This window comes from Actinomyces sp. ZJ308 (assembly GCF_011752065.1).
Taxonomy (GTDB): domain Bacteria; phylum Actinomycetota; class Actinomycetes; order Actinomycetales; family Actinomycetaceae; genus Actinomyces.
Genome location: NZ_JAAIJY010000026.1, coordinates 18,485 through 42,525, shown reverse-complemented (window position 1 = coordinate 42,525; position 24,041 = coordinate 18,485). Strand labels below are relative to the sequence as shown.

The following is a 24,041-nucleotide window of genomic DNA, read 5'->3' as shown; positions in this document are numbered from 1 at the left end:
GACGGGCCATGGCACCGGGTACGACGACGGACCGCGGCGGGACCGATGCGGCCTGTGCCCGCGGGCCCGGGTGGTCGGGCTTCTCGCCGGCTACCCGGACCTGGTTCCTCGGCGCCTTTCCCACCGGGCCCACCAGTGTGCAGGAGCGGGCCTGGGCCGCGATCGGTCGGGGTGAGAACGCGCTGGTCATCGCCCCCACCGGCTCGGGCAAGACGCTCGCGGCCTTCCTGTCCGCCATTGACCGTCTGGGCCGGCTCGACGGCGCCCAGGACAGGGATGACAGAACCGGCACTGGTGAGGAGCCGGTCCGCGGTGTGAGGGTCCTCTACGTCTCGCCGCTCAAGGCCCTGGGGGCCGACGTCGAGCGCAACCTGCGCCGACCGCTGGCGGGGATCGCCGACGTCGGTCCCACCCGTCCGATCTCGGTGGGGGTGCGCTCGGGGGACACGCCCGCGCGGGAGCGTCGCCGGCTGCGCACGCATCCGCCGGAGATCCTCATCACGACGCCGGAGTCGCTGTACCTCATGCTCACCAGCGCCGCGCGCGAGACGCTGCGCACGGTGGAGACCGTCATCGTCGATGAGATCCACTCCTTCGCCGGCTCCAAGCGCGGCACGCACCTGGCCCTGTCCCTGGAGCGCCTCGACGACCTCCTGGAGCGCCCGGCGCAGCGCGTGGGCCTGTCTGCGACGGTATCGCCCCGTCAGGAGGTGGCGAGGTTCCTCGGCGGGCCGCACCCGGTGACGGTCGTCGTCGACGACGGCCGGGCGACGCCGGAGGTGACGGTGAGCGTTCCGGTGGAGAACATGGCCCGTATCCCGGCGATCGCGGACCGGCGCACCCGGATGGAGCGGGCACTGCGGCCATCCGCGTCCGGCGGCGCGGGGCGATCCTCTGGGCTCGGACGGGCCGGGGGCGACCAGGCGTGGCGATCGGACCGGGCGCTGCGCCGAGCCATGGCGACGGGACAGACAGAGCCGCCGGAGCAGGCCGGAGGGACTGGCACGGCTCGGGGCTCGGGAGCGGCGGGGCCCGCCCGGGTCTCGGGATCCATCTGGCCACACCTGGAGAACGCGATCCTCGACCAGGTCCTCGCCCACCGCACGACCCTGGTCTTCGTCAACTCCCGCAGAGCCTGCGAGCGCCTGACCGCCCGCCTCAACGAGGCCTATGCCGCACGCCGCGGGCCGGGACCGGCGGCGCAGTTCGCGTCGCAGTCCGCGTCGGGGTCTGATCCAGAGTCAGATGCAGAGTCGGAGCCCCATACAGCCGCCCCGGTGCCGGTTCACCGCGAGTCCTGGGAGATGGGCACCGGCGCGCGCACGGAGCCGACGCCGGAGGGCGCGCCCGTCATCGCCCGGGCGCACCACGGGTCGGTCTCCAAGGAGCAGCGCCTGGCCGTGGAGCGCCTGCTGGCCTCGGGCGAGCTGCGGTGCGTGGTGGCCACGGCCTCGCTGGAGCTCGGCATCGACATCGGCTCCATCGACCTCGTGCTCCAGGTGGCGCCGCCACCGTCGGTCGCGGCGGGCCTGCAGCGGGTGGGGCGGGCCGATCACCGGGTGGGCGGGCGGCCCCGTGGCGTCATCTACCCGGTGGAGAGGACCCACCTGGTGGACGCCGTCGTCGCCGCCGAGAGGATGCGGGCCGGGGCCATTGAGGACACGGCCCTGGTGGCCAATGCGCTGGACGTCCTGGCCCAGCAGACGGTCGCAGCAGTGAGCGCGGAGGACCTGACGGCGGAGGCTTGGTTCGCCACCGTCACGCGTGCGGCGCCCTACGCCTCACTGCCGCGCCGGGCCTTCGAGTCGGTGCTGGCGCTGCTGTCCGGCGGCTTCGCGTCGGCGGAGCTGGCCGACTTCTCACCCCGGATCGTGTGGGACCGCGCCACCGGCCGCCTCAGCGCCCGGCCGAACGCGCAGCGGCTGGCCGTGACGGCGTCGGGCACGATCCCGGACCGGGGCATGTTCCCGGTGGTCCTGCCCGAGGGGGCCGAGGACGCCGGGCGGCGCCGGGTCGGGGAGCTCGACGAGGAGATGGTCAACGAGTCCAGCCCGGGTGACGTCATCACCCTGGGGACCTCGAGCTGGCGGATCCGGCAGATCACGGGCGACCGCGTCGTCGTCGACCCGGCTCAGGGGCGCAGCGCCCGCCTGCCGTTCTGGCGGGGCGAGGGCCTGGGGAGGCCCGCGGCCACCGGGCTCGCCAAGGGGGTCTTCCTGCGGGAGGCGCAGACCGGGCTGCCGCCGCGGGGAGAGAAAGGTGCAAAGGCCGGGCCGGGCACCGAGTCGAGCACGGGAGAGGCGGAGGCCGAGCGGGCGCTGCGGCGCCGGCTCACGGAGGCGGGCCTGGACGGCTACGCCCGGGACAACCTCATGGCGCTCCTGCGCGAGCAGCGGGAGGCCACCGGGGTACTGCCCAGCGACGAGACCCTGGTCCTGGAGCGCAACCGGGACGAGTCCGGCAGCTGGCGGCTCATCGTCCACAGCATGCTGGGGCGGCGCGTCCACGAGCCCTGGGCGATGGCGGTCCGGGAGCGGGTGCACCGGGTCCTGGGGGTCAGGCCGCAGGTCGTCGCGGCCGACGACGGCATCGTCCTGCAGATCCCGCCGATCGAGGGGCGCGTCCCGGGTGCCGAGCTCGTCGTCTTCGATCCCGCTGAGATCTCCTCCCTGGTGCGCGGCCGGATCGATGAGACGGCTCTGTTCGCCGCCCGGTTCCGCGAGTGCGCCGCGCGCGCCCTGCTCATGCCCTCCACGAGGCCGGGGCACCGCACGCCGCTGTGGCTGCAACGGGTCAAGGCGGGTCAGCTGCTCGAGGCCTCCCGCCAGTTCCAGGACTTCCCGGTCAGCGTGGAGGCGGCGCGCGAGTGCCTCCAGGAGTTCTACGACCTGCCCGCGCTCACGGCCCTCATGGAGCGCCTGGGCTCCGGTCGGGTGCGGATCGTCGAGGCCGTCACCGCTGAGCCCTCCCCCTTCGCCCACCCGCTCCTGTTCGGGTACACCAGCACGTTGCTGTACCAGGAGGACCTGCCGCATGCCGAGCAGCGGGCCCGGCTGCTGTCACTGGACCCCCGGGCGCTCGACGCGCTGCTGGGGGACGGGGGCATCGCCGAGCTGCTCGACAGCGAGGTGATGGCGCAGGTCGAGGCCGAGCTCCAGCACCTGGCGCCCGGGCGGCGGGTGCGTGCCGATACCGAGGGCCTGGCCGACCTGCTGCGCGAGCTCGGTCCGTTGACCTTCACGGACCTGGTTGAGCGGTGCACCGACGACGGTGAGACCGACGGGGACGGCGGGGGCGCCGGCGTCGGCCACGAGGCTCGTGGAGGCGCTGAGGAGCCGGCCGCAGCAGTCCAGGCAGCCGTCCGGGAGGCCATGGATGAGCTCGCCGGTGCCGGCCGGGCCATGGCGGTGAGTATCGGCGGGCGCGAGCACTGGGCGCGGATCGAGGACGCCCGAGACCTGAACCTGGCGCTGGGGACGGAGATCCCCGACCGGGCCTCGGAGCAGGCTGCCCTCGACGACGTCGGCGGTGTGGCGGTACGGGCCGCGGCGGCCCGTTCTCCCCTGGCGGGACTCGTCCTGCGATACGCCAGGGTGCATGCGACCGTCACGCCCGAGCGGGTGGCGCAGACCTTCGGTGTGGGGGTGTCGGTGGCCGAGGCGGCCCTGAGCGAGCTCGTCGAGGACGGCTCGCTGGTGAGCCTCGGCGAGGCGGGCTGGATGGAGGCCTCTGTCCTGACCCGGGTGCGCAACCGTTCGCTGGCCAGGGCGCGGGCCGCCGTCGCTCCGGTGGAGCCCGCGATCCTCCAGCGCCTGGTGCTGGAGCGGGCCGGGATGGGCGAGGCGGGCAGCGGCGTCGACGCCCTGGCGGAGGCACTGGCCGCACTGGAAGGGGTGTGGCTGCCGGCCGACCTGTGGGAGTCGGTGGTGCTGCCCGCGCGGGTGGCCGACTACCGTCCCGCCATGCTCGATGAGCTCATCGCCGCCGGGGAGGTCGTCTGGCAGGCGCGCCCCAACGGGGAGACGGCCCGGGGCGGGGCCGGCTCCGGCCGGCGGGGCTCGGAGACGCCAGTCGGATCCGACGACGTCGCCGCGCCGGGAGAGATCGCCTTCTTCCCCACGGACTCGGCCCTCGCCCCGGTGCTCGGGGAGACGCTTGCATGGTCTGAGCCCCGGGGACCGCAGGACGGCAACGGTGATGACAACGTCACGGTGAGCGCTGAGAGGGACACTGAAGGAGGCCCTGAGGGAGGCACTGAGCCGGCGCGTTGGCGGCTGGTGCTGGAGGGGACCGTCACGGGCCGTTCCTTCGAGCCGGTGCGCAGGTCTGTGGAGCCCGTTCCCAAGGCACGTAGGGCGCCGACGCGTCGAGTCCGCAGCCGACGCCGCAGACGCGCCGTGATGGAGATGCCCCGTGCCGCCGGGCAGACCGCGCCCGGGCGACTGTCCTCCATCCTCTCGTCGACCTCGTGGCGGCGGCTCTCGGCCGCACCGGTGTCCCAGGAGGAGCGGGCGATCGCCGAGGTGGAGTCGTTGCTGGACCGCTACGGGGTCGTCTCGCGCGACATCGCCCTGGCCTTCGGCGGCGCCGGGGGTCTGGCGCCGTTGATGCCCGTGCTGCGGCGCATGGAGGACACCGGGGCGGTCCTGCGCGGTGGTTTCGTCGAGGGGCTCGGTCCCGCCCAGTTCGCCGAGCGGGAGACCATTGACCGGCTGCGGTTCCTGAGCCAAGGCCCGGCCGATGAGGCTGGGGCCGACGTCGTCCTCGATCTCAAGGACCCGGCCTGTCTGGTCGGCCGCGGGCTGGCGTGGCCCGAGCCCGTGCTGCCCACCGGCATCGGCGAGGCCGGGCCGGCGGGCAAGGAGGTGGGCGGCACACCGCTGCGGCGGCAGGGCGCGAGCGTCGTCCTCATCGAGGGCGCGCCGGTGCTTCATGCCTCGGAGAATCTCAAGGCGCTCATCTCCTACACGCCTGAGCGGGAGACGCTGACGCGCGCCCTGAGTGCTCTGGCGGCCACGCGGCAACGGTCGCTGGCGCGCGAGGGCGCACCGCCGGGACGGCACCGCACAGTGGTGGAGTCGCTCAACGGGGTCAGCGCGCTGGATCGCACCGTGAGCGACCTGCTGCGTCAGGCCGGTTTCGTCTCCGACCCCCGGGGGATGCGGCTCGTCGTCGGTCCTGTCGGAGCGAGAACTCGCTGAAGCTCTACGAGCCCGGTCAGGAGCGGTTGGGCAGGATGGCCTCGAGCTCGGCGAGGGTGCGCGGCGCGTGGTGAGCGTCGGTATCCGCGTCAGCGGGCGCGTCGTCGGATGCGTCGTCCTGGGGCGTGTCGATCCCGAGGGCGAGGGACAGGCCGGCGACGGCAGCGCGGGCCGAGGCCGCGCGCTCACTGGGCGTGTCCCCTGATCCGGCGCTGGCGGGGGCCGACGACGCCTCCGCGGCTGCCGACGGGGCATCGTCAGCGCTCACCGGGGCACTCGGGCTCGCGACGTCAGGGGCCGATGAGGCCGAGGCTGCTGGGGACGCCGTTTTCGCGAGCCCTTCAAGGTCGAGGTCCAGTACCCGGCTGCTCCGGTCCTCCGCCGCCTCGGCCGGTGCGTCGGCCGTGCGACGGCGGCGCTTGGTCGAGGTCGATGCCCGACGGGAGCGTTTAGCGGCCGTCTTCCCTCCCGTCTTACTGGGTGCCGAGGCCGCCTGCGCCTCGGCTGGGGGAGCGGAGGCGTCTTCACTGGCAGCGGCGCTGTCCGTGTCGGGAGCCCCGTCAGCAGTGGCGCCAGCGGCGGCGTCGACGTCAGGGGCCGAGTCGGGGGCCTCGTTCACGACGTCGGCCGAGGTGCCGGTGTCCTGGGCCGAGCGCATCGAGGGCTCCGGACCGGAGTCCGCGTCGGGTGCGCCGGCTGGGCCTTCAGCAGGGGCGCCGTCAGGGTTTCGGCTGTCGCTCTCGACGTCACTGGCGTCGTCGTCCGGCTGCTGGGCGGCGAGCTCGGCGATGGTGCGGCCCTCGCGCAGGTCGAGCCCGTTGGTGCTCAGCGGCACCATGAGGTGGTCGTCGACCCGGGAGGGGTTGATGGGCCATTCCGGGCCCTGGTCGGGCACGTCCGTCTCCGAGTGGGCGCCGCAGCCGTGATCCAGGGAGACGACGCTGCCGTCGTCGGTGGCCCACTCGTTGGCGCAGACGCCGAAGATGGCGCGCAGGGCCCCGGCCATGGGCAGGAAGAAGCCGCAGGTGGAGCAGGTGGCGTGGGCCTTGCGCACGCCCTCGGCGTCGGGTCCGTGGTCGCCGCCGTACCAGCGCTCGGCGGCACTGGACACGCCCTGGGCGCTGAGGACCCGGGGGCGGCCCAGGTCGAGCTGATCCACGGCGACGGCGTCGGCATCCTCACCAGTGGCCTCCCAGCCGGGTTCGAGGCGCTCGTCGGTCTCCTTGCGGGGCAGGCGGTCGGAGCGGGTGACGTCACCGGGTTCGAGGCGGTCGGCCCACGGGATCCAGGCGGGGGCGAGGAGGGACTCCTCACCGGGGAGCAGCTCCATCTCGCAGACGGTGGCGGTGCGGCTGCGCGGGACGCGGCTGAGGGTGACGGTCCAGTGCCAGCCGCGGTAGCCGCTCAGGGTGCAGTCGAACAGGTGGGTGACCAGGCGCTCGGCGCTGGGCGCGGCGGCCAGGTACTCGCCGACGGTGATGGGGTCGGTGATCTCCTCCAGCGCACGGCGGGCGAGCTCGACAGCGGCCGGGGAGGTGAGGGTCTTGTCCTTGGCGGCCTGGGCCTGCTCGCTGGGAGTGGGCAGGGCGCCGGCTCGCGGCACGGGGGCCGGAGTCGGGTAGGGCGAGGCCGGTGCGGATGCCGGGCGCTCGAGGGTGGCCGTGGCGGTGCGCGCCGAGGAGCCGGAGCCGGAGCCGGTCTCGGTCGAGGGCTCGCCTGAGGCGTCGGTGTGAGAGTCGATCGTGTCGGTCACTCGGCCAGTGTAGGGGAGGCTCCTGAAACTGCCCTGGCCCGCACCGGTCGACCTCGGCACACCATCATCCGTCAGCGCCATGACAAGGAAGACGAGGACACGGCGATGAGGCGCCGTGCCGCTGAGCACGCCGCGGTAGGCCTCAAGCCACGGGAAGAGTGCCTGCGCTAAAACAGGTCAAAGCGCTGCGGAAGCAGCTCCCGGAGAGCACGGGCGCCGACGCGCACCGACGGCGGGTGACCGGGTTCCGCCCGGGGTTTTCCACAGGGTGGTGCCGAAGTCTGGCGGCGGCGGCGTCGTTGCGGGTAATGTCAATACACCGCCCGGACGGACAGCGTTGCCCGCCCCGGCGGGATGTGGAGTTGTTTCGGCGGCGAGGAGGCTTCCGTGATGAGTACGTCCCTACGACCCCCTGCGCCCGCGCGCCCACGGCAGTCGGCGACCACCCACAGCCGCAGGGTGCGTCGCAGGCGTCACCGTGCGGCAGCCGCCCTGGCGGCCGTGTGCGCGCTGGCGCTGAGCACGGCTGCCTGCTCCCTGAAGGACGCGAAGGCTGAGGCCAGTGCGAGCGCCAGTGCCAGCGCCTCGGCGGCCATCGCCCGCGCCGAGAAGGGCCTCGCCGACGCCAAGGCGTCTGCCACCGCCTCCCGCGAGGCCGCCCTGACCCCCGAGCTCAAGACCCAGCGCGACACCGCCCTGGCCGAACCCGCACCCGCCAAACCCCCTCAGATGAACGAGGAGACCTCAGAAGGCGCGGTAGCTAGCGTCTACTACTTCCTCGACCTCTACCGCTACGCCTTCATGACCGGCGACACCACCGAGCTCGCCGCCATGAGCGAAAACCAGTGCCAGTTCTGTCAATCTGCAATTGATCGAACAACCAAGCTTCACACAACAGGAGGATGGATAGATAAGTGGGAACAAAGCATTGTTGATGCAACGTACTACGAAAAGCTAGACGGATATAATTACAATCGAATCAAAATCACTATCAACTACGGACAAATGACCTCTCATCCCGGAGACGGCACCCCCTCGAAAACTTCCGACACAGACGACGGGAGAGTTCTTAATTTCGGAATTAGGTACGTCAACGGACGCTGGTCTGTTGGAGCAGTTGAGGTGGTTGAAAAATGATCATGAAGCCTATCGCCACCATCGCGATCATCGCACCATTAATTCTACCTGCACCATACCCAAAAGGTGGAGGTGAAAATTCTACGGTCGTCGAATCTAACGTATCCGCCGGAAACACCGACAAGGGAGTAAATGCTTACGGTGAAGTGACTGAGCAGGTTCCTCAGGAAGGCTCGTCGGACCCCGGTGGGGCGCCGACTCAGGAGAACCCGACCGTGACGGCGTCGGATCCCTCGATGTGGGACGAGCAGCCCCACGACGACTGCGTCAGCGACGGGGGCCAGATCCCGGACATCAACTGCGTGCACAACATGATGCGCTCCCCCTCCCAGCCCCAGGAACCCACCACCGGCGGCGGACCCCGCACCATCACCATCACCACCCGCCAAGCCGCCACCCTCATCGCCCAAGGCTCAGGCATCACCCGCCAACCACCCGGACCCAAAGTCATCATCTCCAAAGCCTTCATCGTCTACACCAACCCCAGCCCCCGCTACCAAACCACCACCATCCTGAACACCCCCATCGACGTCGAATTCACCCCCACCTCCTACACCTGGAACTGGGGAGACGGCACCACCACAACCACCACCGACCCCGGCCACCCCTACCCCCACCAAACCGTCACCCACCACTACCAGCACACCGCCACCACCCTGACCACCACCTGGACCACCCGATACCGCCCCCAAGGCGAAACCACCTGGCGCACCATCGACGGCACCATCACCACCACCGAAACCTCCACCCTCTACGACCTCGTCCGCATCGTCACCTACCTCACCGACGACGCCGAAGAAGCCCAAGGCCACTAGCACCCGCTCCATTCAATGAGGGCGCGCCTGTCGGGCGGTCCTTGCTCTGCGCGCAGAAGACCGCATGGTCACCGGCGCCCTCCCGGACAACGGGGCTTGCCTTGGTTGGCCTGGCTCAACTCGTGTCGGAGGGCCGACATGCCTCAGTCGCCGCCGAGGGCGAGAGCACCTCCGAGGCATCGCCGTCGGCCACCCCTGGGCGCGGTTCCGGCCGGCGGGGCACTGACGGGGGCCGGCGACGGGGACGGGCCCGTTGTCTGAGCTTGCCGGCGGCGGCCCCTGGGGCGAGTGTTTCGGGTGCGTGATTGTTGCTGGAATCGTGTGAGCTCAGGTGGCTGGATGTGAGCGGGCGTCACGCAGCCGAAACAACCTCCCCACACCCGGCGACTGGAGCGAGGCCGCAGACAGCACCCAAAGGCGACGGCGCTCGGTGCGAGCCTGCCGCGGGAGGAGCTACGCGGGCCGCCCGTCAACCCGCCTCGACCGAGACGATGCGGTGGACGGCCACGGTCAGCTCGGTCTCGCGCACGACGTCGCGCAGCCGCACCCGCCCGGGCTCGACGGCCATGACCCGCACCTGCCGCTCCTGCACGGCGCCGTCGGGGCCCGCCAGGCTCAGGCGGACCCGCGAGCGCGAGGACTGCGCCTGACGCAGCATCGCCAGGGCGTGGACCGGGTCGGTGGCCACCGCCGCCTCGCCGGCGGCCTGCATCGCCTCCTGTCCCACGCGGAGCCGCCCCACCAGGGTCGCCAGCTCGCGCCGGCTCGGCCGGCGTCGTCGCACCGAGTGCTCGCTGCCGGGGCGTGACGGCTCGGGGGCCCCGCGCGCCTGCTGCGCGGTGGCCGGCCCGACCACCAGGTGCCCGCCGGCATCCTCGGTCACCGGCGCCAGCCCGGTGGCGCGCAGCTCGCGCAGCACCTGACCAGCGCTCGCCGTGGCCACGAGGATCCCGGGCGCCACCTCATCCAGGCCGAGGTTCCTCAGGCGCGGCTCGGCCAGGAGCCCGGCGGCGGTGGCCTCGTCGCCGATCCGCAGCAGCGCGGACACGGTCCGCACGCGCACGGCCCCGTGGTGGCGGGCCGCGTCCTGGATGAGCACGGTCAGAGAGTCCGGCAGGGGCGCGGGACTGTGGCGCCCGATGGCCTGGGTGATCTCCTCGGCGCTGTAGCCGACGTCGAGCGCGCCGCGCACCGACTCGGGAGTGAACCTCACGGTGAGCGCCCCGCCGCGCGACTCCACGACGCTCGTGCGCTCCAGCAGTGCGCCCAGCTCGGGGGCGGGCCGACCCGGCACGATGGCGGTGAGATCGGACTGGACGAGGATCATGTCGACGGCGGCCGGCAGGTCCGCGGCGAGCGCGGCCTCCAGCATCCCCAAGACCTCGTCGTCCGACGGCGCCTCCCCGGCAGCGCCGCCAAGCGCACTACCGGCACCACTGGCGCCGCCCTCGCTCCCCATGACGTCGTCACTGGCGGCATCCGGCTCGTCGAGGCTCGCCGTCGCGCGCCGGGCGAGGATCCGGCCGGCCTCGGTGAGCGCACCGGCGCCGGTGATCCCGAGGGTCTCGGCCTCGGCCAGGACCGCTGAGATCGCCCCGCCGGGGATGGTGCGCCTGGGGCTCTCCCAGGTCAGGGCCGCCCGTACGAAGGCCGGTGTCGCGCTGGCCCCCTGGGGCAGACCGCCCAGGAGCGCGAGCACGCGGACGCGCAGTCTCGCGGCCCAGCCGGCCTCCAGGTCCGGGCCGAGGGCGGCGCGCAGGACACCGTCATCGTCGCGGGTGCCGGTCAGCCACGAGGTGCGGGCGCTGGCAGCCCAGGCCAGGGCGAGTGGTGCCCAGCGCTGGGGGAGACTGTCGGCGAGCCAGCCGGCGGCCAGGGTGGAGGGCACCCAGGTGGCGCCGTCGTCGTCGAGCCCCAGGAGCCCAGCGCCCGCGGCGATCTCGATGATGCGTGCGGCCTCACCGGTCTCCAGGTCGAGAGCCTCGGCGGTGCGGGCCAGGGCACGTACGCTCACTCCTCCGCTGCGGCGGATCGTCCCGCCCTCGCGGCCCCACTCCTCCAGGAGTGCGGCCACGAGCCGGACGGTCTCCTCGGCGTGGAAGGAGGACTCGGAGGCGACGACGTCGCCGCCCACCGCCTCCAGGTCGCTCGCCTCGGGGGCCGCCAGGTCCTCGCGCGTCAACAGGCCGCCGCGCAGGGCGAGGGCCACCTGGCGCGGCAGGATGAAGCGGGTGCGGCCCCGGGAGTCGCTGCTGCGCTCCAGCCAGCGGCGCTCGATGAGCGGCGCCGCCCCCGGGACCCTGCCGCCGGCGCGCAGTGTGCCGGCGGGCGGCCCCCAGGTGAGGGCCTGCAGCATCTCGACCGAGGCGGCCGGAGCAGGCGGCTCGTCGGCGGCCCGGCTCAGCTCCTCCAGCGCCGCCAGGGTGGGCGGCAGCGCCTCGGCGCTCAGGGGCTCGGCGGCCCAGGGCCCCAGGCCGAAGGGGTGCGGCCCGAAGGCCGTCTCCAACGCCGCCACGGGTCGGCCCTCGACGACGAGCGCCAGCCGGCTCAGGCATTCCAGTGCCTGGGCGACCTGCTCGGACTCCAACGGCAGGTGGGCGGCGACCAGTCCGGCGAGGTCGTCGGCGGTCTCGACGTCGGCAGGCTCATCATCTCCGCCGGCTCCCTCCCCCTCGGCGGCCGGGGCAGCGCCACTCTCTTCTATCCCTTCGGCTCCCTTGGACTGCCTGGGCTCCTCCGTCCCCGCGGGACCGCCCAGCGCCACGACCGCCTCGGCCACGGCCAGCGTCGGGGCGTCCAGCCCGGCCAGGGCCTGCTCGACGCTGCCCTGCGCCCCGGCCCGGGTGGCCAGTGCCAGGAAGGAGGAGGACGGCGGCGCGGCCAGGTCCGGGCGCGCCGCCAGCAAGGCGGCGACCTCGCGGTCCGGCAGCGCCGTCAGGTGCACGGCGAGGTCCTGAGTGGAGGCGAAAGGGCTCATCCGCACAAAAATACGCCCCCGCCTCGCTCACGGACAGGTCCGGGAGACGCGTGGAGAGGCGCCGATGTCCAGATCTGCAGCAAAGGGACCCGAGTGCCCGTCATGCTGCAGACACGAACCGCGGAATCACGCGGTTCTCTTTCGCGGGCGAGAGTCCGCGCCAGGCCTTTGCTGCAGATTTGGACACGATCCGGCTGAATCCGACGTTCGTGCACTCCTGACACCGGGCCCCGGCCGCCCCTCCCGCTGGAAGAGGAACGTCTTGTCCGTCACGGCGGCCCGGCGCCCCTCCTTGGGATACTCCCGCCCATGTCCGCCACGCCCAGCGGTCCTGCGTCACCGGCGTCGTCGGCCCCCGACGGCCCCCTCATCGTCCAGTCCGACAAGTCCGTCCTCCTGGAGGTCGCCCATCCCCTGGCCGGCGAGGCCCGCCGCGCCATCGCCGCCTTCGCCGAGCTGGAGCGGGCCCCCGAGCACATCCACACCTACCGCATCACACCGCTGGCCCTGTGGAACGCGCGCGCCGCGGGCCTGGACGCGGAGACGGTCATCCACGTCCTCATCACCTACTCGCGCTTCCCGGTGCCGCACGCCCTGCTCACCGAGATCGCCGAGACGATGGGCCGCTACGGCCGCCTCCAACTCGTCACCGACCCCGCCCACGGCCTGGTCCTGCACGCCACCGACGTGCCGGTCCTGGAGGAGGTCATGCGCTCCAAGCGCACCAAAGGCCTGCTGGGGACCCGTCTGGGGGAGGCCGACGTCGTCGTGCACCCCTCCGAGCGGGGCCACCTCAAGCAGGTGCTCATCAAGCTGGGCTGGCCGGCCGAGGACCTGGCCGGCTACGTCGACGGCGAGGCCCACCCCATCACCCTGACCGACTCCCCCGACACCTTCCAGCTGCGCCCCTACCAGGGCGAGGCGGTGGAGAGCTTCTGGGCGGGTGGAAGCGGCGTCGTCGTCCTGCCCTGCGGGGCCGGCAAGACCCTCGTGGGCGCCGCCGCCATGGCCAGGAGCTCGACGACGACCCTCATCCTGGTCACCAACGCGGTCTCGGCGCGCCAGTGGAAGGAGGAGCTCATCCGCTTCACCACCCTGACCGAGGAGGAGATCGGCGAGTACTCCGGCTCGCGCAAGGAGGTCCGCCCCGTCACGATCGCCACCTACCAGGTCCTGACCACCAAGCGGAAGGGCGTCTACCCGCACCTGGACCTGCTGGACTCCCACGACTGGGGGCTCATCGTCTACGACGAGGTCCACCTCCTGCCCGCCCCGATCTTCCGGATGACCGCGGACCTGCAGGCGCGCCGCCGCCTGGGCCTGACCGCGACCCTCGTGCGCGAGGACGGCCGCGAGGACGAGGTCTTCAGCCTCATCGGCCCCAAGCGCTACGACGCCCCGTGGAAGGACCTGGAGAACCAGGGCTGGATCGCCCCGGCGATCTGCACCGAGGTGCGCCTGACCCTCGACGCCGGCGAGCGCATGGCCTACGCGACCGCCGAGCCCGAGGAGCGCTACCGCCTGGCCGCCTCCTCACCGCGCAAGCTGCCGATCATCGACGCCCTCCTGGCCCGCCACGAGGGCGAGTCGGCCCTGGTCATCGGCCAGTACGTGGACCAGCTCACCGAGATCGCCGAGCACCTGGACGCCCCGGTCATCACCGGCTCGACGACGGTGCGCGAGCGCCAGCGCCTCTACGACGCCTTCCGCTCCGGTGAGATCCGCACGCTCGTGGTCTCCAAGGTCGCCAACTTCTCCATCGACCTGCCCGGGGCCAGTGTCGCCGTCCAGGTCTCGGGCTCCTTCGGCTCGCGCCAGGAGGAGGCCCAGAGGCTCGGCCGGATCGTGCGCCCCAAGGAGGACGGCCGCCAGGCCCACTTCTACACGGTGGTGGCCCGCGACACCGCCGACCAGGAGTACGCGGCGCACCGCCAGCGCTTCCTGGCCGAGCAGGGCTATGCCTACGCCATCACCGACGCCGAGGACCTCTGAGCCCGACGGCGGCGGACGACAGCAACACTGGTAAGCGTCGTCGTCATGACTGCTGCGCCGCGCGTACTGCACGACGGTTAGGCACTACTGGCCGGGGGATAGCCATACTCCACGACAGTAAGAGGGTCGTGCAGTGTGGCTAACGGTCCTCCAGTGAGAACTCAGTGTCGTGGAGCAGACACCCTCAGCGCGCCAGGCGGCGGGCGCGCACGTTGCGTACGAGGACGCGGGCCAGGGTGCGCCCGAAGGTCTGGATGACGGGGTCGACGCCCTCGGCCTCCTCGCGGGCGGTAGCCCCGGCACTGGCGGCCGACTCGGGCAGGTCCGCCGCCGTCGCCCCGCGGGTTCCGGCCGCTCCGGGTGCGGCGCTGCGGCCGGCGGCCACCTCCAGGGCATCGCGCGCGGCCGCGAGGGAGGCGGCGTCCATGGCGTCGGCCAGGTCGTTCAGGGCGTCGCGGGTGCGCCAGTAGGCGACGCGCGCCGGGTCCGACTCGGGGTGGTGCTGGAAGGCCAGGAGCCGCCCGGCCCGCCAGGTGTGGACCGGGGAACGGTCGGAGGAGGCCAGCAGGACGGCGGCCTCGGGCAGGTGGGTGACGGCGTCGTGGTGGGAGACGATGACGGGGAAGCGGGTGCCGTCGGAGGTGGAGATCCCGGCGCGGTGGGCGGCGCGGATGGTCTCGGCGGCCACCTCCCCGAAGACCGGGTCGCTCTCGCCGGCGGCCGTGATGGTCAGCTCGACGACGCCGACCTCGTCATTGCCCAGCGCCGGCACGGCCGTGGTGCCGCCCAGGGCCTCGGCGGCCACCTGGGCACCCAGGCAGATGGCGATGGTGGGGACGTCGTCGGCGACGACGCCGCGCAGCAGCTCACGCAAGTCGGCCAGCCAGGGGTGGTCGGCCTCATCGTGGGCGCTCATGGAGCCGCCCAGCACGACGAGGCCGTCACCGACCTCATCCAGGGAGGGGACGGGGTCGCCCTGCCAGGGGCGCACCATGCGCAGCGCGGCCCCCTCGGCGAAGAGCCACTCCCCCAGGCGTCCCACGGGTGCGAGCTCCTCGGGCTCGATGACGGTGATCGTGAGCGTGTCTGTCATGGGTGACATTCTGCCGGTGGTTCGGTTCCTCGCAACCGGTGACAGGCCTGCGCGTGCCGCCTGAGGCGAAACGACTTGCTCACACCCGCGCCCTGCGGGGACCATGGCCCGGATGAAGCACCCACGGATCCCCGGCCCCCCTCCCTTACGTCGCCTGGCCGCCTCCGGCGCCGCGACGGCGGCAGTCCTGGGGCTGTGGGGAGCCCCCGCGAGCGCCGCGGTGGCGCCGACGGCGGCAGCGGGTGGCGCGCCCCTGTCCCCCGTCTCCTCCGTCTCGGCTCTCGCAGCCGAGACGGCGACCGCGCCCCGGGCCCTCCCGGCGGCGTCGACCACCCTGACCAAGCACGTCACCGACGACCTGGGGATCCTGGACGCCTCCAAGGCCCAGCAGGCCGTGGACACCATGTCCTCCAAGCACGGCGTGGGCCTGTGGGTGCTGACCGTCTCCGACTCCAGCCGCAAGGCCTCGGCCATCGCCGAGCAGGCCTTCAAGGCCTCCAACCTGGGGCGTGACGACATGCTCCTGGTCATCAACATCCCCTCGGACGGCTCATCGAAGAGCTACAGGCTGCAGGCTCACAGCAACTCCTCGAAGTTCTCCGAGTCCGACTACCGGCGGATAGACTCCGCCGTCAAGGAGCAGCTGAGCGCCGGCAACTACGACGACGCCGTCGCGGCGATCCCGGAGAACATGTCCGGGTCCTCCGGCTCGGGCGGCTCCGGCGGCTCGAACGGCTCGAGCTCCTCCGCACTCCCGCTCCTGCTGGGCGGCGGCGCGGTCGCGGCGGGCGGAGCCGCCGCCTGGACGGTCTACAAGCGCAGGAAGAACAAGGAGAACGACGACATGCTGTTCGGCAAGCGCAGGAAGCAGGCCGCCGCGGGCGGCGCCCCCGGGGACCCGGCCGCAGGCCCCGCCGCGATGACGGTGGAGCAGCTGCGCACCCAGGCCGGCAGCGCCCTGGTCCAGGCCGATGACACGGTGCGCGCCGCCGCCGAGGAGCTGTCCTACGCGCAGGCGCAGTTCGGGCTGTCGGCCACGGACGCCTTCACCGCCGCCCTGGACAGCGCCCGCAAGCACCTGTCGCGGTGCTTCGAGCTGCGCAAGATCCTCGACGACGACATCCCCGAGACCGAGCCGCAGCAGCGGCAGATGTACACCGAGATCCTCCAGCACTGCTCGGAGGCTGTCAGCGAGATCCGCGCCCAGGAGGAGGCCTTCAACAAGCGCCGCGGCATCGAGGCGAACCTGCCGACGTCGATCGCGGAGACCACCCAGCGGGCCGATGAGACCGAGCAGGCCATCGTCATGGCCGAGACGATCCTGGTGACGCTCAGCGCCGCCTACCCCGCCTCCTCCCTGACCAGCGTGTCCCAGGCCCCCGAGCAGGCCCGCCGCCTGCTGACCGCCGGGCGCACCGCCCTGGACCAGGCCCGCGTCAGCGTCGAGGCCTCCCAGGAGGCGACGGCGGTGGAGCAGGTGCGCATCGCCCAGGGCTCGATCGCGCAGGCCGGCGAGCTCGCCGCCCAGGTCACCGGGGCCCGCGAGCGCCTCCAGAGCGCGGCGAAGGACCTGGAGGCCGCCATCGCCTCGATCTCCTCGGACCTGGTGGACGCCAAGCGTCTGGAGGGCTCGGTCCCGGCGGCCACCCTGGCCCCGCTCGTGGCCGACGCCGAGGCCGCCGTCGCCGAGGGCCGTCAGGCCAGCGGCAGCTCGCCCAGCGGCGACCCCCTGGCCGCCCTGGACCACCTGGCCCGGGCCGAGGCCGCCATCGACGCCGCCCTGGCCCCGGCCCGCGAGCGCGAGGAGAACGACTCGCGTGCCCGGGCCTCCCTGGGCTCGCGCCTGGCCCGCCTCAACTCGCAGGTGGAGTCGGTGACCTCCTACATCACCACCTACCGCGGCGCGGTGGGCCCCTCGGCACGCACCGCGCTGAGTGAGGCGGCCCGCCACGCCACCGCGGCCACGACCGTGCAGACCACCGACCCGGTGGCGGCCCTGGCGGAGGTCGCGGCCGCCGAGCCGCTCGTGGCCCAGGCCCAGGCGCTGGCCGAGGCCGACGTGCGCGGGTCGTCGTCGAGCTCGTGGAGCCCGCGCTCGGGCGAGAGCTACTCGGGCGGCTACGGCCGTTCGGGCGGCGGGCTCGACCTGGGCTCGCTGCTGCTGGGCGGCCTGCTGCTGGGCGGCGGCCACAACTACGGCGGCTGGGGCGGCCACCACGACGACGACTGGGGCGGCGGGGGAGGCTTCTTCGGCGGGGGAGGCGACTTCGGCGGCGACTTCTTCGACGGGGGCGGCGACTTCTGAGCGGCGCCATGGCACCGACCGGCCGTGACCATTCTGCGGCCGTGAACCAGTCATGCCCTGAGCGATGAGGCTCCCTCCCGCGTGACGCCGGCCGCCAGAACCTGAGAGCATGACGCCTGTTCCGCCTGGCCCACCCGGCCATCGCCCGGCAACCACCCGGCTACCACTGTCGGCACCCACTGTGCCCATACCGACGTCGCACCTCGACGGAAGGACGAACCACCATGGCTGAGAAGCAGTCGATCCTGGGACGCATCGCCCAGCTCACCCGCGCCAACATCAATGCCCTCCTGGACCGCGCCGAGGACCCGGAGAAGATGCTGAACCAGCTCGTGCGGGACTACACGGCCTCGATCGCCGAGGCCCGCGACGCCGTCGCCCAGACGATCGGTAACCTGCGCCTGGCGGAGAAGGACCACGACGCCGACGTCGCCGAGGCCAAGGACTGGGGCAACAAGGCCCTGGCCGCCTCCCGCAAGGCCGACCAGCTGCGCGCCGGCGGTGACACGGCCGGCGCGGACAAGTGGGACTCGCTGGCCAAGATCGCGCTGACCAAGCAGATCACGGCGGAGAACGAGGCCAAGGCCGCCGAGCCGATGATCGCCTCCCAGCGCCAGGTCGTCGAGCAGCTCAAGACCGGCCTGCAGCAGATGGAGGTCAAGCTCGGTGAGCTGCGCTCCAAGCGCGACCAGCTCATCGCCCGCCAGAAGACCGCCGAGGCCCAGGTCAAGGTGCAGGGCGCCATCCGCTCCATCAACGTCCTGGACCCCACCAGCGAGCTGTCCCGCTACGAGGACCAGGTGCGTCGGGTCGAGGCCCAGGCCGCCGGGCAGATGGAGCTGGCGGGCTCCTCCCTGGAGTCCCAGTTCGCCGAGCTCGAGGCCTCCGGTGCCGGGCTGGAGGCCGAGGCCCGCCTGGCCGCCCTCAAGTCCGGGCAGAACCCGGCGCTGCAGGCCTCCCCGCAGCAGGCGCCCGCCCAGATCACCGACGGCGACGAGGCCGCGATCAACGCCGCCTTCGAGGCCCTCAAGAACCAGGGTCAGCCGGTCGGCGAGGAGAAGTCCTCCTACTGAGCCGGCCGCGCCGCGAGGTCGGCGCGGCACGCATCAGCCCTGGGGGCCGCTCGGTTCTCGCCGCGATGACGAGAACCGAGCGGCCCCTCGTGTCCGCCGAGCCTGCTGAGACCGGCCCGGATCGGAGGACCGGGATCACGTGCCGATCGCTCACCGGCAGCCCCGGATAAGGTTGATATCGGTAGGGCTTCTCCGGGCGTCGTCGGAGGCTGTTGGACACCGGGACCGGTAGCATGGAGCCCATGAGCGTACCGACTTATCTTCTCGTCGATGGCGAGAACATTGACGCCACTCTCGGCATGAGCGTGCTGGGGCGGCGTCCCGAACCTGAGGAGCGGCCCCGCTGGGACCGCGTCCTCGCATACTGCGATGAGCTGTCCTCCGCCGACGCCGCCGAGGGTGAGGGGGACGAGGCCCGTGCCCTGTTCTTCCTCAACGCCACCAGCGGCCACATGCCCATGAGCTTCATCCAGGCCCTGCTGGCCATGGACTACCGCCCCGTTCCGCTGGCCGGTTCGGGAAGCAATGAGGAGAAGGTCGTCGACATCGGTATCCAGCGCACCCTGGAGGCGCTGGCCGAGCGGGTCGAGTCCGGTCAGGAGGCCCACATCCTGCTGGGCAGCCACGACGGCGACTACATCCCTCACATCGAGCGGCTCCTGCATGCCGGCGCCAAGGTGGGGATCCTGTGCTTCCGCGAGTTCCTCAACGCCCAGCTGGCCGGGATGGAGGGCGAGGGGCTGACGGTCTACGACCTGGAGAGTGACGTCAAGGCCTTCACCATCCCGCTGCCGCGCGTGTGCATCATCCCGCTGGAGGACTTCGACCCGCTGGCCTTCCTCTGATCCGTCGGCGGGGCGAGGACCGACGTCGTCGCCCCGCCTCATGTCACAATCCGACTCGCCGAAGAGCTGCGGCAGTCGCTTCTGTTCAGCAGCAACCACACAGCACCCGCGTTTTTGTGGGAATCCCAAGGCTTCCGAGCCGTGTCACGCGCTCTGGGTCACACCAGGCGCTTGACTCGTCAACAGCGACCATTCGGAACTCATTCAGGAAACGACCAGAAACTGAAGGGATGGTGTGGCGCATGGAGCGTTCCCAGCAGTCCCGCACCGAAGCTCACCTCCTTGTCGTCGACGATGAACCCAACATCCGCGACCTGCTCGCCTCGTCCCTGCGCTTCGCAGGCTTCGAGGTCTCGATCGCCGGAGACGGCAACGGCGCCCTCAAGACGGTGGAGAAGACGTCCCCGGACCTGGTGGTCCTCGACGTCATGCTGCCCGACATGGACGGCTTCACCGTGGCCCGGCGCCTGCGCGAGCGCGACGTGACCACCCCCATTCTCTTCCTGACCGCCCGTGACGACATGGCGGACAAGGTTCAGGGCCTGACCGTCGGCGGCGATGACTACGTCACCAAGCCCTTCGGCCTGGAGGAGGTCATCGCCCGTATTCGCGCCATCCTGCGCCGCACCCACGCCATCGAGAACGAGGACGACGGCGTCGTGCGCGTGGCCGACCTGGTTCTCGACGAGGACGCTCACGAGGTGTACCGCGCCGAGGTCGAGGTGGACCTGTCCCCCACCGAGTTCAAGCTCCTGCGCTACCTCATGCTCAACGCCGGACGCGTCGTGTCCAAGGCCCAGATCCTCGACCATGTCTGGGAGTACGACTGGAACGGCGACGCCGCGATCGTGGAGTCCTACATCTCCTACCTGCGTCGCAAGGTGGACCAGATCCAGGGGGCTGACGGCCAGCCCGTCACCCCGCTCATCCAGACTCGTCGCGGAGTGGGTTATATGCTGCGCGAGCCCAAGGCCGAGTGATGGTCGTGGCGCGTGGGGGGAGCACGCGCCCGGCCAAGTCGTCCGGCAAGCAGCACCGGCCGATCAAGCGGGGCCGATGGCACCCGATCACCGCGATCCAGCGGCCCTGGCAGGCGATGCCGCTGCGCACCCGCCTGACCCTCATGACGACGGGCCTGCTCGCCATCGGACTCATCGTCGTCTCCTTCGTGGTGACCTCGCTGCTCTACAGCCACATGATGGGGCAGATCGACAGCCAGCTGCGCACCACCTCGGTGGCCATCGGGAGCCAGGGACTGGCCCAGATCCGCGAGGGCGGAACCACCAGCGCCACCTTCCCCTCGAACTACTACGTCAAGGCCGAGTACCTCGATGCCAGCCGCAACGGGGAGTGGATCTCAGCCGACACCGCGGCGAAGTACGGCCGGCCGCAGATCAAGGGCCTGGACTACCAGCGGGCCCTGACCCACGCCGAGAAGAGCGACTACCCGATCACGACGGTCAACTCCGATCAGCCCGGCCACCAGTGGCGGATGATCACCCTGCTCATCCAGGACCAGGACACGGGCGAGTACACCGGCGCCGTGGCCCTGGCCCTCCCGCTGAGCGACGTCATGGAGACCGTGGAGAGGACCCGCCTGGTGGTGGCCCTGGCCGACGTCTCGATCATCTCGGTGGGCGCGCTCTTCGCCACCTATCTGGTTCACCGCTCCTTCCGCTCCCTGCGCCAGATCGAGGGCGTGGCCGGACGGATCGCCCACGGCGACCTGTCGGCCCGCATCCTGGTCACCGAGCCGCGCACCACGGAGGTCGGCTCGCTGCAGCGGGCGATCAACGCAATGCTCACCCAGAACGAGAACGCCTTCGCCGCCCAGGTCGTGGCTCAGGAGCGGATGACGCGATTCGTCTCCGACGCCTCCCACGAGCTGCGCACGCCCCTGGCCGCGATCCGCGGCTACGGCGAGCTCTACCGGATGGGCGGGGTGCCCGCGAACAAGACCGGCGAGGTGATGGGGCGCATCGAGACCGAGTCCAACCGCATGGGGCGCCTCGTCGACGACCTGCTCCAGCTGGCCCGGATCGACGAGGGCCGGGAGATGTCGATGGAACCGGTCAACCTCACCGAGCTGGCGGCCGGAGCCCTGAGCGACATGATGGTCCTGGCCCCCGAGCGCGACTGCGGCCTCATCCCCCTGGACCCCCACGACGAGACCGCCGGCCTGGAGGCGCCCTCCCTCCAGGTCATCGGGGACCGCGACCGCCTCTCCCAGATCCTCACCAACCTGCTGGGCAACGTGGTGCGCCACACGCCGGCCGGGACGCCGGTGGAGATCGCCATCGGCATGGCTCCCCCGCGCGCCAACCCGACGGCGCAGCCGGTCGTCGTCGTCGAAGTCCGCGACCACGGGCACGGGGTGCCGCCGGAGGCGGCCGAGAAGGTCTTCCAGCGCTTCTACCGCTCGGACACCTCCCGCAACCGGGAGACCGGCGGCTCCGGCCTGGGACTGGCGATCGTGCTGGGCATCGTGGCCGCCCACCAGGGCACGGTCCAGATGCTCCAGACCCCGGGCGGCGGCGCCACCGTCCACATCGAGCTGCCACCGGCGCCGGCCTGGTAGGCCCGCGAGTCCCGTGCCTTCAGTGATCGACCAGAGCCCGCCGTGCCGTCCCCCGAGCGTTCCGCCGACCGCCTCGCAAGAGTGGTGCGCGAGACACTGTGTCACGTCGACGTTGTGGCGAGGACAGTCCTACGATGGCACGCGTTCCATTTCCAACACGGAGACTGACCCATGGGTGTCATCGATGCACCGCAATGGCTCCTGCCGGCCTTCACCCGCTCGGTGAAGGCGCTCGGCGCCACGCAGCCCCCAGAGGCGATCCGCTCCGCCGGCGAGCTCCTCATTGAGCGCTGGTCCACACCGGACCGCCGCTTCCACAATCTTCGCCACCTCATCGACATGCTCGCGCGCGTCGACGAGCTGGCCGAGGAGTCCCACAACCCGGACATCATGCGGGTCGCCTGCTGGTACCACGGGTGCGTCTTCTCCTCCGACGCCGAGGAGGTCAGCCGTGGCAACGGCGGCGAGGACGAGACCGCCTCGGCGGCCTTCGCCGAGGCGGACCTGCACCACCTGGGCGTCCCGATGGAGACGGTCAAACGGGTGTGCTGCCTCATCGTCAACCTCAAGCGGCACATGCTCGACGAGAACGACATCGACGCCCAGGCGCTCATCGACGCCGACCTGGGGACCCTGGCCGTGGACCCGCAGACCTATGCCGAGTACGTGCGTCTGCTGCGCGAGGAGTACTCCCACATCCCCATGGAGGAGTACCTGCGCGGGCGCCTGACGATCGTCTCGCGGCTCCTGGACCGCGAGCACCTCTTCCACTCCCCTCTGGGCGAGCGCTGGGAGCACGCGGCTCGGGAGAACCTGTCGGCCGAGCAGCGACGGCTCAAGGAGAAGCTCGCCAAGCTCGCCGCCGAGCGGGACGGGCAGGACCCCCAGGGCCATCAGGCGGCGCCCGAGCCCCCGGCCGCTCCGACACCGACGCGCCTCTTCACGGCGGCCTCGGCCGACCCCGCGGCCGGTGCCGCCGGTTCGGCGCCTCAGCGGCTCGACGACGTCGCCGGGAGCGCTCCGCGCACTCCTCCGCTGGGCCTGCGGGCACTGACCGCGGCCGGGCAGCCGGCGCCCGGACCGTCCCAGGACGGGAACACGCTGCGTATCGACACCGCTGAGCTCAGGGCCCTCAGGCCCACGGCCTCGGCAACGACTCCGGCGCCGGCCGCCTCATCGTCCTCGCTGCCGCCCTCGCCATCGAGTGCGTCCTCACCGCTCACCCCCGCCCGGGGCGTTCCGGCCGTCTCGGCCGCCTCCCCCGCGCGTCGGCCCGGCGAGGCGCCCGCTGAGCGTGGCGAGGCCCGCGAGGACAAGGACGGCGAGGAGCCGATGGCCCACACGGCCTCGATGGAGTCCTGCATCGCCGACCTGGACCTGCTCATGTGCTCACGCAACCGCGCCGATGAGTCCGAGGACCGCCGCGCCCGGGTCCAGGCCGAGCGGGACAAGCTCGCCGAGAAGCTGCGGGCCAAGACCCAGGAGGCCAAGGAGCTGCGCGAGGCCCGCACCGGCGAGATCACCCCCATCACCGAGGAGATCATCGACGACGGCGCCAGGGACCTCTGAAGCGGCCCGCCTGCCAGGGCCCGGGCCGCCGCGGGTCCTCCGGGGCCACAGGCCGTCATCGGCAGGCCCAGTCCACAGGGCCGACCGCCGGCCCGACGCTCACCCGGGTCCTGCCCCTACCGTGAGAGGCACAGCGTGCACCCCCGTGCACCGCAGTGCACCCCGGCGGACGACCCTGCCCGGTCATCGGTCCGCCTCTCACGAAAGGACCCCGTCATGCCCGTCTACTCCGTCGACACCAGCGCGGTGGCCGACACCGCCGCCCGGACTCGCACCCGCATCTCAACGATCCAGACCGAGGTCGATGCCATGCAGGGCGATATCGGCCTGCTCCAGTCCTCCTGGACCGGGACGGCGTCGGACTCCATGGCCACCTGCGCGGCCGACTGGCACCTCACCCAGCTGCAGGTGCAGTCCAACCTCGACCAGATCAGTCTGGCCCTGGACAACGCCGCCGTGTGCTACGACGACGCCGAGACCACCAACCAGGGCCGTTTCGCCACCCCCACGCCGGCTCCTGCCCCGGCGCCCGCCCCGGCCCAGGCCGCGAGCCCAGGGCCCGTGGCAGGCTGGTAGCCGGCTGCTTGACGGCCCGAGGACCTGAGCGCTCCCGCCGTTGCGGCCTGCGCAGCGCCAGCAGCAGGCGAAAGCGGCGGGCCGCCCCTCACGCGCGTGAGAGACGGCCCGCCGCCGGGTCCCGGTC

Annotated in this window: 14 protein-coding genes; 11 read left to right on the top strand and 3 right to left on the bottom strand. The window is 72.1% G+C overall.

Annotated elements, in window-relative coordinates; translation table 11 throughout:
• The first annotated feature begins 8 nt into the window (after positions 1–8).
• Entirely contained in the window at positions 9–5,201 is a 5,193-nt protein-coding gene (locus tag HCR68_RS10920; RefSeq protein WP_167149396.1) for a DEAD/DEAH box helicase, read from the top strand.
• 16 nt (positions 5,202–5,217) lie between these two features.
• Here HCR68_RS10920 and HCR68_RS10915 read toward each other — a convergent pair whose 3' ends face one another.
• Positions 5,218–6,954 carry a DUF3027 domain-containing protein gene (locus HCR68_RS10915; protein WP_243859066.1) on the bottom strand — a complete coding sequence of 579 codons (1,737 nt, stop codon included), beginning with the start codon at positions 6,952–6,954 and terminating at the stop codon, positions 5,218–5,220.
• Positions 6,955–7,344: 390 nt separating this feature from the next.
• Here HCR68_RS10915 and HCR68_RS10910 point away from each other — a divergent pair, with 390 nt between their 5' ends.
• Positions 7,345–8,091, top strand: coding sequence for a DUF6318 family protein (locus HCR68_RS10910; RefSeq protein ID WP_167149413.1), 747 nt, complete (start codon positions 7,345–7,347; stop codon positions 8,089–8,091).
• 146 nt (positions 8,092–8,237) lie between these two features.
• Positions 8,238–8,906, top strand: a complete 669-nt coding sequence (locus HCR68_RS10905) for a zinc transporter (protein ID WP_243859069.1) — start codon at positions 8,238–8,240, stop codon at positions 8,904–8,906.
• Between the two features lie 469 nt (positions 8,907–9,375).
• Here the strand turns inward: HCR68_RS10905 and HCR68_RS10900 are convergent, their stop codons facing one another.
• Positions 9,376–11,883, bottom strand: a complete 2,508-nt coding sequence (locus HCR68_RS10900; RefSeq protein WP_167149395.1) for a helicase-associated domain-containing protein — start codon at positions 11,881–11,883, stop codon at positions 9,376–9,378.
• 309 nt (positions 11,884–12,192) lie between these two features.
• Between HCR68_RS10900 and HCR68_RS10895 the strand changes: the two genes are divergently transcribed.
• Positions 12,193–13,875 carry a DNA repair helicase XPB gene (locus HCR68_RS10895; protein WP_167149393.1) on the top strand — a complete coding sequence of 561 codons (1,683 nt, stop codon included), beginning with the start codon at positions 12,193–12,195 and terminating at the stop codon, positions 13,873–13,875.
• Positions 13,876–14,059: 184 nt separating this feature from the next.
• On the opposite strand, the gene HCR68_RS10890 is transcribed toward HCR68_RS10895, so the two are convergent.
• Positions 14,060–14,968 carry a type 1 glutamine amidotransferase gene (locus tag HCR68_RS10890; RefSeq protein WP_167149391.1) on the bottom strand — a complete coding sequence of 303 codons (909 nt, stop codon included), beginning with the start codon at positions 14,966–14,968 and terminating at the stop codon, positions 14,060–14,062.
• A gap of 112 nt (positions 14,969–15,080) precedes the next feature.
• Between HCR68_RS10890 and HCR68_RS10885 the strand changes: the two genes are divergently transcribed.
• From HCR68_RS10885 to HCR68_RS10855, 7 genes are all read left to right on the top strand, one after another.
• Positions 15,081–17,273, top strand: a complete 2,193-nt coding sequence (locus HCR68_RS10885; protein ID WP_167149389.1) for a TPM domain-containing protein — start codon at positions 15,081–15,083, stop codon at positions 17,271–17,273.
• Between the two features lie 224 nt (positions 17,274–17,497).
• Positions 17,498–18,346, top strand: a complete 849-nt coding sequence (locus HCR68_RS10880) for a PspA/IM30 family protein (protein ID WP_167149387.1) — start codon at positions 17,498–17,500, stop codon at positions 18,344–18,346.
• A gap of 242 nt (positions 18,347–18,588) precedes the next feature.
• Positions 18,589–19,191, top strand: a complete 603-nt coding sequence (locus HCR68_RS10875) for an NYN domain-containing protein (protein ID WP_167149385.1) — start codon at positions 18,589–18,591, stop codon at positions 19,189–19,191.
• 242 nt (positions 19,192–19,433) lie between these two features.
• A complete protein-coding gene (locus HCR68_RS10870; protein WP_003785315.1) occupies positions 19,434–20,171 on the top strand; it encodes a response regulator transcription factor in 738 nt (245 codons plus the stop codon).
• The gene (locus HCR68_RS10865; RefSeq protein ID WP_167149383.1) at positions 20,171–21,769 is read left to right on the top strand and encodes a HAMP domain-containing sensor histidine kinase; all 1,599 of its coding nucleotides are present in this window, start codon (positions 20,171–20,173) and stop codon (positions 21,767–21,769) included. The genes HCR68_RS10870 and HCR68_RS10865 overlap by 1 nt, the downstream gene beginning before the upstream one ends.
• 171 nt (positions 21,770–21,940) lie before the next feature.
• A complete protein-coding gene (locus HCR68_RS10860) occupies positions 21,941–23,338 on the top strand; it encodes a hypothetical protein (RefSeq protein WP_167149381.1) in 1,398 nt (465 codons plus the stop codon).
• 216 nt (positions 23,339–23,554) lie between these two features.
• Positions 23,555–23,914 (top strand): WXG100 family type VII secretion target, encoded by a 360-nt coding sequence (locus tag HCR68_RS10855; protein WP_167149379.1) that lies wholly within the window; start codon positions 23,555–23,557, stop codon positions 23,912–23,914.
• The last annotated feature ends 127 nt before the right edge of the window (positions 23,915–24,041 follow it).